Annotated in this window: 7 protein-coding genes and 1 other RNA gene; 1 reads left to right on the top strand and 7 read right to left on the bottom strand. The window is 69.8% G+C overall.

Translation table 11 applies throughout. The features are described 5' to 3' along the window. Positions 1-70 precede the first annotated feature (70 nt). From LJE69_RS17515 to rsmI, 7 genes are all read right to left on the bottom strand, one after another. Positions 71-1,654 carry a UDP-N-acetylmuramoyl-L-alanyl-D-glutamate--2,6-diaminopimelate ligase gene (locus tag LJE69_RS17515; RefSeq protein WP_296927321.1) on the bottom strand — a complete coding sequence of 528 codons (1,584 nt, stop codon included), beginning with the start codon at positions 1,652-1,654 and terminating at the stop codon, positions 71-73. Then, the gene (locus tag LJE69_RS17520) at positions 1,651-3,453 is read right to left on the bottom strand and encodes a penicillin-binding protein 2 (protein ID WP_296927322.1); all 1,803 of its coding nucleotides are present in this window, start codon (positions 3,451-3,453) and stop codon (positions 1,651-1,653) included. Before LJE69_RS17520 ends, LJE69_RS17515 begins: the two co-directional genes overlap by 4 nt. Beyond that, entirely contained in the window at positions 3,443-3,772 is a 330-nt protein-coding gene (gene ftsL, locus LJE69_RS17525) for a cell division protein FtsL (protein WP_296927323.1), read from the bottom strand. The genes LJE69_RS17520 and ftsL overlap by 11 nt, the downstream gene beginning before the upstream one ends. Beyond that, the gene (rsmH, locus tag LJE69_RS17530) at positions 3,769-4,701 is read right to left on the bottom strand and encodes a 16S rRNA (cytosine(1402)-N(4))-methyltransferase RsmH (protein ID WP_296927324.1); all 933 of its coding nucleotides are present in this window, start codon (positions 4,699-4,701) and stop codon (positions 3,769-3,771) included. Before rsmH ends, ftsL begins: the two co-directional genes overlap by 4 nt. Positions 4,702-4,723: 22 nt before the next feature. After that, positions 4,724-5,179: a division/cell wall cluster transcriptional repressor MraZ gene (gene mraZ, locus LJE69_RS17535; RefSeq protein ID WP_296927325.1), complete on the bottom strand. Its 456-nt coding sequence runs from the start codon at positions 5,177-5,179 to the stop codon at positions 4,724-4,726. A 535-nt stretch (positions 5,180-5,714) separates the two neighbouring features. After that, positions 5,715-6,112, bottom strand: an RNA gene (gene rnpB, locus LJE69_RS17540) — RNase P RNA component class A. A gap of 67 nt (positions 6,113-6,179) precedes the next feature. Continuing rightward, entirely contained in the window at positions 6,180-7,025 is an 846-nt protein-coding gene (gene rsmI, locus LJE69_RS17545; protein WP_367114705.1) for a 16S rRNA (cytidine(1402)-2'-O)-methyltransferase, read from the bottom strand. Positions 7,026-7,068: 43 nt separating this feature from the next. Between rsmI and LJE69_RS17550 the strand changes: the two genes are divergently transcribed. After that, positions 7,069-8,762: penicillin-binding protein activator (locus LJE69_RS17550; RefSeq protein WP_296927327.1), on the top strand; the 1,694-nt coding region annotated here is incomplete at its 3' end.

Consider the following 8,762-nt stretch of genomic DNA (forward strand, 5'->3'; position numbering starts at 1 on the left):
CGCGGCGGTGACGCCGCTCCCACGGGCGCACGCTGCAAGGCGCTCGGCGCTTGGCGGTCGGCCCTGCTCTTCACAGCCGTCCCTCCCATTCGTTGAGCGCCTGCACCACTTGGGCGCGGTCACTGAACTGCACCTTGAGCTTGCCCATGTCCTGGACGGTCTCGCTGCCCTTGCCGGCCACCAGCACGGCGTCCTGACGGCCGGCGCAGGCAAGCGCGGCGCGGATGGCCAGCGCCCGCTGGCGCTCGACCATGGCGCGCTGCGGGTGCGCCATGCCGGCGAGGATTTGCGCGACGATGCGCTCGCCGTCTTCGAAGCGCGGGTTGTCGTCCGTGACGATGAGGCTATCCGCAAGGCGTTCGGCCACCGCGCCCATGGCTGGCCGTTTGCCTGGGTCGCGCCCGCCGCCGCAACCGAACACCACGGTCACGCGGCCGGCGCAGTGGGTGCGCAGCTCGGTGAGGGTTTGCTCCAGCGCGGCCGGTGCATGGGCGTCGTCCACCACCACCAAGGGCCGGTCGCCGCCGCCGAAGCGCTCCATGCGTCCGGGCAGACTCCTGACCCCGCCGAGCCGCGCCAGGGCGGCGCGCAGCGGCTCGTCCCGGCTCAGCAGCACCGACAGCACCGCCAGCAGGTTGTTGACCTGAAAGCGGCCGATCAGGCCGGTGTGGAACGACCCGTCGCCGACGGAGCTCTCGACCGTCACGGTCAATCCGTTGTTGCTGCGGTGCACCTCGCGCGCCCAGACCCAGAGGTCGGCGCCGTCGGCGGGCGGCGCCGCGCCCTGGCCGAAGCGGGCGATGCGCACCTCTGCCGGCACGGCGGCGGCCATGTCGGCGCTTGCCGGATCGTCTGCGTTGAGCACCGCCCAGCGCAGCCACGGTGCGCGGAACAGCCGGCGCTTGGCGGCGGTGTAGGCGGCCATGTCGCCGTGGTAGTCCAGGTGATCGCGGCTTAGGTTGGTGAATATCGCGTGGGTGAAGCGCACAGCCGCGACGCGGCGCTGATCGAGCGCGTGGGAGGACACCTCCAGCGCCACCGCGCGGGCGCCGCGGCTGCGCAGTGCGGCCAGCTCGCGGTGCACCTCGACGGCATCGGGTGTGCTGAGGGCGGCGGCGCCGCTGGCGGCGGCCGTCTCGTCGGCGAAGCCCGTCCCGGCGGAGCCCATCACGGCACAGGCGAGGCCGGACCGCAGATGATCCGTGGCGAGCGCTTGCGCCAGGTAGTGGGTCACGCAGGTCTTGCCGGCGGTGCCGGTGACGCCGAAAACCTCCAATGCCTTGCTTGGGTGCCCAAAGAAACGCGCCGCAATCTCTGCGGCGCGCTTTCCGAGGTTGGCCACCGGGATCACCGGGAGGGCCAGATCCCCGGCCAAGCGCGCCAATTCGGCTTCCCCCCAGTCGGTATCGGGCTCCGCGGCGACGGCCACGCAGCCGCGCTCGGCCGCTTGTTCGGCGTGTCGCAGCCCGTGGCTGCCGTGCCCCCGGCAGGCGAGGAACAGGCTGCCGGGCGTCACCCGGCGGCTATCGAGCGTGAGCCCGATCACGCGCGGCCCGGAGTCGAAGGGCAGCACGGCAAAGCCCGCCAGCAGCTCGGCCAGCGACCAGTTGGGTGCCACCGGGCTTGTGCTCGGCACAGCGTCAAGCGGGCTCATCGGCTGGCCTCGCGCTTGAGGCCCGCCAGCAGCAGCTCTGCCTGTGGATCGTCGGGAGCCACGTTGTAGAGCCGCAGCGCCGCCTGCATGACCTTGGCGAAGGTGGGCGCCGCGACGATACCGCCGTAGTAGTACTTGCCCTGCGGCTCGTCGATCATGACTACCATCACGAAGCGCGGCTTGGAGATGGGTGCCATGCCGGCGAACACGGCCTGGTACTTGCCCGGGGCATAACCGTGGCCGGTGGCCTTCTTGGCCGTGCCGGTCTTCCCGCCGACGCGGTAGCCCGGGATCTTGGCGCGGCGCGCCGTGCCCTGGTCGGAGACGACCGTCTCCATCATGGCGCGCACGGCACGTGCCGTCGCCGCGGAGAATATCCGCTCGCCCTCGGGCACGCTGTCGCGGCGCTGCAGCGACACCGGCAGGTGCACGCCGCCGTTGGCGATCGTGGCATACGCCTGCGCGAGCTGCAGGGAGGTCATGTTGAGGCCGTACCCGAAGGCCAGGGTGGCATGCTCGAAGCGCGACCAGCCGTCGTAGTAGGGCAGGAAGCCGGCGCGCTCGCCCGGGAACTCGACCCCGGTGACCTTACCGAAGCCGAGCCGGTGATAGGTCTGCCAGAGCATCGCCCGGTCCATCCGCTGGGCGATCTTGACCACGCCGACGTTACTGGACTTGGTGATGACACCGGTGGCGGTGAGCAGGCCGTAGTTGTGGATGTCCTTGACTCGGTTATGGCCCACCTGGAGCACGCCGGGCGAGGTGTTCACTGGCGTGTTCGGGTTGATGATGCCCGCCTCCAGCGCCGTCGCCACCACCAGCGGCTTCATCGTCGAGCCTGGCTCGAACACGTCGGTGAGCGCCCGATTGCGACGATTCTCCGCCGGCTCACTGCGCGCGGCGTTGGGGTTGAAGGCCGGCTGATTGACCATCGCCAGCACCTCACCGCTGGTCACATCCAGCAGCACGGCGGTGCCGGACTTGGCCCGGTGCTCGGCAACGGCGCGCTTGAGCTCGCGGTAGGCGAGGAATTGCAGGCGCCGGTCCAGGCTCAGTGCCACATCCTTGCCGTGGCTCGGCGGCTTGATCTGCTCGACCTCTTCGACCACGCGGCCGCGGCCGTCCTGAATCACGCGGCGCTTGCCGGGCTCGGCGCGCAGCCGGTTCTCGAAAGTGAGCTCGATGCCCTCCTGGCCGACGTCGTCCACGTTGGTGAAGCCCACCACTTGGCCGAACATCTCGCCGCCCGGGTAGAAGCGTCGGTATTCGTTGTCCATGCCCACGCCGGTGAGGCGGTAGTGGTCGATGACCGCCTGCACCGCGTCGGCGCACTGGGGCTCCACGCGGCGGCGCAGGTAGATGAAGCGGCGGCCGTGCTTGACATAGTCGTTCAGCCGCGCGATCAGGTCGCTTGCCGGCACCTCCAGTGCCGTGGCCAGCGCCGGCAGCGCTTCGCCGTGCGCGGCGAGCACTTGCGGGTCGGCCCAAATGGTGGACATGGAGGTGCTGATGGCCAGCGGCTCGCCGTTGCGGTCGGTGACCATACCGCGGCGGGCGGCGATCTCGCGCTCGCGCAGGAAGCGCTTCTCGCCCTCGTCACGCAGGAACTCGTTCTCCAGCACCTGGCGGTGGAAGGCGGCAGCGACCACCGACAGGCAGGCCGCGGTGAGCATGAGCCCAAGTGCGGCGCGGCGGGCAATGAAGTTCGGCGGCTTGCGCTGCGCCAGCTCGGCGCGGCGCAGGCGCGCCTTCATGCGCTCGCGGCTCTTGCGTTGCTCAAAGCGCAGCTCAAAGCGCATCGTCTCCCCCTTCGATCGCCGGCACTTCTACGACGCGCACTTCGCCGCCGGCCGGCATGATCATGTTCAGCTCGGTGCGGGCACTGTCCTCGATGCGGGTGTGCGACGTCAGCGCCGCCTCCTCGATCTGCAGTCGGCCCCATTCCACGTCGAGCGCATCGCGCTCGGCGCGCACCTGTTGGAGGGTGCCGAATTCCTCGCGGGTGAGGTACTTGACATAGATCACGGCCACGCCGGACGCGACCACGGCGGCGGCCAGTGCGCAGGCCACCACGAGCGCGGCGCGGTCGGCGCTGGCTTGGTGCTGCTGCGATCTCATGCCAGCCGCTCCGCCGCCCGCAGCACGGCACTGCGCGCCCTCGGGTTGGCGCGGATTTCGTCGTCGCTGGGGCGAACGGCCCCGCCGACGGGTCTGAGCCGCCGCGGCACCTGGTCGTCGGTGACGGGCACACCCTTGGGCAGCGCGGCGCCGCGGGACTCGTCACGGATGAAGCGCTTGACGATGCGATCCTCCAGCGAGTGGAAGCTGATCACCACCAACCGGCCGCCGCTGGCGAGCAGATCGCAAACACCGGCGAGCAGGGTGCCCAACTCGTCGAGCTCCGCGTTCACCTGGATGCGCAGCGCCTGAAAGGTGCGCGTGGCCGGGTGCTTGCCAGGCTCGCGCGTGGGCACGGCGCGCTCGCACAGCGCGGCGAGTTGACGGGTGGTGGTGATGGGCCGCTCGCGCCGGGTCTCGCAGATGGCGCGGGCGACGCGCTTGGCGAAGCGCTCCTCGCCGTAGTCTTTCAACACCCGCGCGATGTCGCGCTCTTGGGCCGTCGCCAGCCAGTCGGCGGCGCTGGGGCCGGTGTCGGGGTCCATGCGCATGTCGAGTGGACCCTCGGCGCCGAAGCTGAAGCCGCGCCTCGCGTTGTCCAGTTGCGGAGAGGACACGCCGAGGTCGGCCAACAGGCCGTCCACGCGGCCGCGCAGGCCGGCACGCTCGACGACGGCCAGCGCCTCGCCGAAGCGTGCGCGCTCGATGGAGAAGCGCCGGTCGCCGGCGGCGAGCTCCATACCTGCGGCCACGGCGTCCGGATCGCGATCCAGCGCCAATAGACGGCCGGCGGGGCCCAAGCGCGCAAGGATTGCGCGCGTGTGGCCACCGCGACCGAACGTGGCGTCGACGTAGACGCCATCCGCTTTAACCCCCAAGGCCTGCATGCTTTCCCCCAACAGGACCGGTATGTGTTCTCGCGTGTCCATGCGTTGTCTTTGTATTTGTTGGCTACAGTCGGAAGTCGGCGAGCTCCGGTTCCCTTGCCAGCGCCGCCGTAGCGAGCTGACGGTCCCGCTCCATCTGCTCTTCCCAGAGATCCTTCCGCCATAGCTGGTAGCGATTGCCGACACCGATCAGCACCGCATCCTTTTCCAGCTTTCCCAGCGCCCGTTGCGCCGGTGTCAGCAGTACCCGCCCCTGGGCATCCAGCTTCGAGTGGCTGGCGTATCCCAGCAGCGTCCGCTGCAAGGCTTCGGTCGTGGGCTTGAGGCTTGGCAGCGCGTTGAGGCGGTCCGCCAGCTCATCGAAGTAGGGCTCCGGATAGACCAAGAGCCGGTCACCGAGGTCCGCAGTGACGACGACGCGACAGCCGCAAAACTCCAGCAACTTGGCGCGTTCGGAAGCCGGAATCGCGATCCGACCCTTGGAATCGAGGCTCAAAAAGTATGTTCCGTAGAACCTCATGCTCCCCGACCCTGGCCCTTGCGTGGCTCATCCTCTACGGCGCCCCAAAGTTCACCACTTTTCCCCACGTGCTGCGAAGTGTAGGAGAGCCACTCTGGCCGGTCAAGGGTTTGCGGGAGGTTTTTCGTTGTCGTGTCAGAAACTTAACCCAGGAAGTTCAGGTGTTACTGAGGATTTCTCAAAGCCGCTTATTTTCAGAGGGATAGGGTCGCAATTTAAAGTCGGCAAACACCTGATGATGCGTCAATGACGCACAAACCGTGTCTGCCTAGGCGCGAACGGGGGGAAAAGTGGGGAGTCGTGCGACAGGGGGCGCCGGGGCAACGAATCGGCGCCTCAACGGCCCGAAAAACCCACTTTCAGGGGCTTTTGTGGCTATTCAGGGTCGCTCTGGCGCTTGTCGGATCGCTTCCCGGCTCAGTATCGAGAGGCCTTGGCTTGCCCCGCGCGCCGTGTGCGCTTGCGGCCATGCGCGCGCCGTGGCGAGGGCGCGTCGCGGCCGGCGCACGACGCGCCGCGACGCGGTCAGGAAAGGAGGGGGAGCCGGCCGATAAGCCGGGTTCTGTCGTGGGCAGTCATTCATCTGGGGCGTCCGTCACCGCACGCCTCTTGCGACCTACCCGGGAGCGCCCGCGGGCCGCGGGTCGCGGCACATGGCCGCTTGCTCCCCTATTTGGTCTTGCTCCGGGTGGGGTTTACCGTGCCGCCGCGTGTTGCCACCGGCGCGGTGCGCTCTTACCGCACCTTTTCACCCTTGCCGCCCGCCCCGGGGGAAATCCCCGGTTGCGGGTTAGGCGGTTTGTTTTCTGTGGCACTTTCCGTGGGCTCGCGCCCCCCAGGCGTTACCTGGCACCCTGCCCTATGGAGCCCGGACTTTCCTCCCCGCACAGAGGCCGAAGCCTTGCCGCGCGGAGCGACTGCCTGGCCGACTCCCCGCTGGGCATTCTAGCCCAAGCGGGTGCATGCGAGCCCCAACTCGGGGCATATCGCTGGGCCTCGCTCAGTCTTGTCGATCGGCGAGCGCCTGGCGGTAAAGCTGATTGCGATTGCCACCGGTGATGCGGGCGGTGAGCGCCACGGCCTGCTTCAGCGGCAACTCGGCGGCGAGGATGTCGAGCATCCGCCGCTGCTCGGCGGCGTTGCGCTCGGCCTCATCGCGGCGGTCGCCGCCCACCAGGATCACGCACTCGCCGAGTTGCTGCTCGGGGTCGGCGCCGACCTGTTGCGCCAGCGCCGGCAATTCCGCCGCGAGGAAGGTCTCGAAGCGCTTGGTGAGCTCACGCGCCAGCACCGCGGGTCGCGGACCCAGCACGGCGGCCAGGTCGGCGAGGGTCGCCGCGGCGCGCCGGCCCGCCTCGAACAGGATCAGCGTGCCCGGCTCGCCGGCGCTGGCCTCGATCCACTGCCGGCGCGCTGCCTCGCCGCGCGGCGGGAAGCCCAGGAACAGGAAGCGGTCGCTCGGCAGCCCGGCGGCGGCCAGGGCGCAAATGGGGGCGCTCGGCCCCGGTATCGGCACGACCTTCAAGCCCTCGGCGCGGGCGCGCTGCACCAGCACGTAGCCGGGGTCGCTCACCAACGGTGTGCCGGCGTCGCTGATCAAGGCAATGGCGGCGCCGGCCGCGAGCCGCGCCAGCAGCTTCGGCGTCTGCTCGCGCTCGTTGTGCTCGTGGTAGGCCGCAAGTGGCGTCGCGATGCCGAAATGCTGCAATAGCGGGCGGCTGTGGCGGGTATCTTCGCAGGCGATAAGGTCCACGTCCGTCAGTACCTTACATGCGCGTGGCGTCATGTCCGCGAGATTGCCGATCGGGGTAGCCACCACGTATAGTACGCCCGCCTTTTCGCCCACCCTGTTTCCCCTCTATTTGTCGCTGCATCCGACGGAGATGGCTATGGCCCGGACGACCTTCGTTCCGCTCTCGCTCATTCCCACCGTCCCCCACCGGGCGCCGCCGCAAGCATGGGTGCGGGCTCGGGCCGCGCGCTGGCTCGGCGTGGCGCTGGCGTGCGCCATGGCGCTCGCGGGCTGTGCCATCAATCCGGCCCAGGACGCGCAACGGGTGCTGGCGGACGTGCCGCAAGCCGCGCTGGCGAAGGCCCGCGGCCTGGAACAGGCGGGCGAGTCCGCGGAGGCGGCCGCGGCCTACCTGCAACTGGCCGAGAAGGCCGCCTCGCCGGCCAAAGAACAATTGCAGCTGGATGCCGCCCGGTCGCTGCTCGCCGCGGGCGACGCCACCGAGGCCACCAGTGTGCTTACCGACATCAATAAGGGCAAGCTCACCGCCGCGCAGCGCGAGCAGGTGCTGCTGCTGGAGGCAGCGCTCGCCATGCAGCGCGGGCGCGCGTCCGAGGCGCTCTCCACGCTGAAGCGGGTCAACAAGCGGAGCCTGCCGGCGGACCTCAAGACCCAGTACCTGGGCACGGAGGCCGCGGCCTATCGGCTGTCCGGCCAGCCCATGCGCGCCGCCGAGAGCCTGAACGAGCTCGACGGCGTGCTCAAAGGCGACACCGCCGCCCGCATGGACAACCAGGTGTCGCTGCTGTTCACGCTGGCCACGCTCGGCAGCACCGGGCTGGATGACGCCATCCGCAAGAGCCATGGACGCATGAAGGGTTGGGCCGAGCTGGCCCGGCTGTTCAGCCAGTATGGCGCGCCGAGCCCCAAGCTCGATGCCGCCTTCCGCAAGTGGCGCTCCAGTCACATCGGCCATCCGGCGCTGGCGAATCTGCCGCAGGCCTACTTCGCGACCCTTGCCGGCGGCTATCCGGCGGGCACCGAAGTGCGGGTGCTGCTGCCGCGCGGCGGGCGCTTCGGCGTCGCCGGCGATGCGGTGAAGGATGGCATCCAGGCCGCCTACGACGCCGATCACGGTGGCAACCGCCCGGAGCTGCGCTACGGTGGCAGTTACAACGCCGGCGTCGACGCCGGCGCGGACCTCGTCGTCGGTCCGCTGGAGAAGCCCGCCGTGGCCCAGCTCGCCGCGCGCTCGTCGCTGCCCGTGCCGACGCTGGCCCTGAACCGCGCCGGCGGCGGCGCCACCGAGAACCTGTATCAATTCTCGCTGGCTCCGGAGGACGAGGCGTACAACGCCGCCAACTATGCCAAGAATGCCGGCTTCACACGGGCCGCGCTGCTCTATCCGGACGACGGCTTCGGCGCGCGGCTCGCCAACGCCTTCCGCAGCCGCTGGCGCACGCTGGGCGGCAACATCAGCGTGCAGCACGCCTACCGCTCGCGCCCCGGCGGCTACGGCAGCGACGCCGCGGCACTGCTGGCCGGAGGCAAGGCCGACTTCATCTTCATGGTCTCCACCGCGGGCGACGCGGTGCCCCTGTACGGCGCGCTGCGGGAGGCCGACAATCGGCTGCCGGTGGTGTCCACCTCGCATGTCTACAATGGCGCCATCGATCCGGCGCGCGACGCCGCGCTGTCCGGGCTCTATTTCGTGGACATCCCCTGGATCCTGGACTCCGAGCGTAGCGACGCCCTGTCGCGCAAGGCGCTGCGGGACCGCCTGCCCAACGTCAGCGGTCCGTTGGCCCGGCTCTATGCCATGGGCATCGACGCCTATCGCCTCGCGCCGCG

This window comes from Thiohalocapsa sp., from assembly GCF_022340605.1.
Taxonomy (GTDB): Bacteria; Pseudomonadota; Gammaproteobacteria; order Chromatiales; family Chromatiaceae; genus Thiohalocapsa.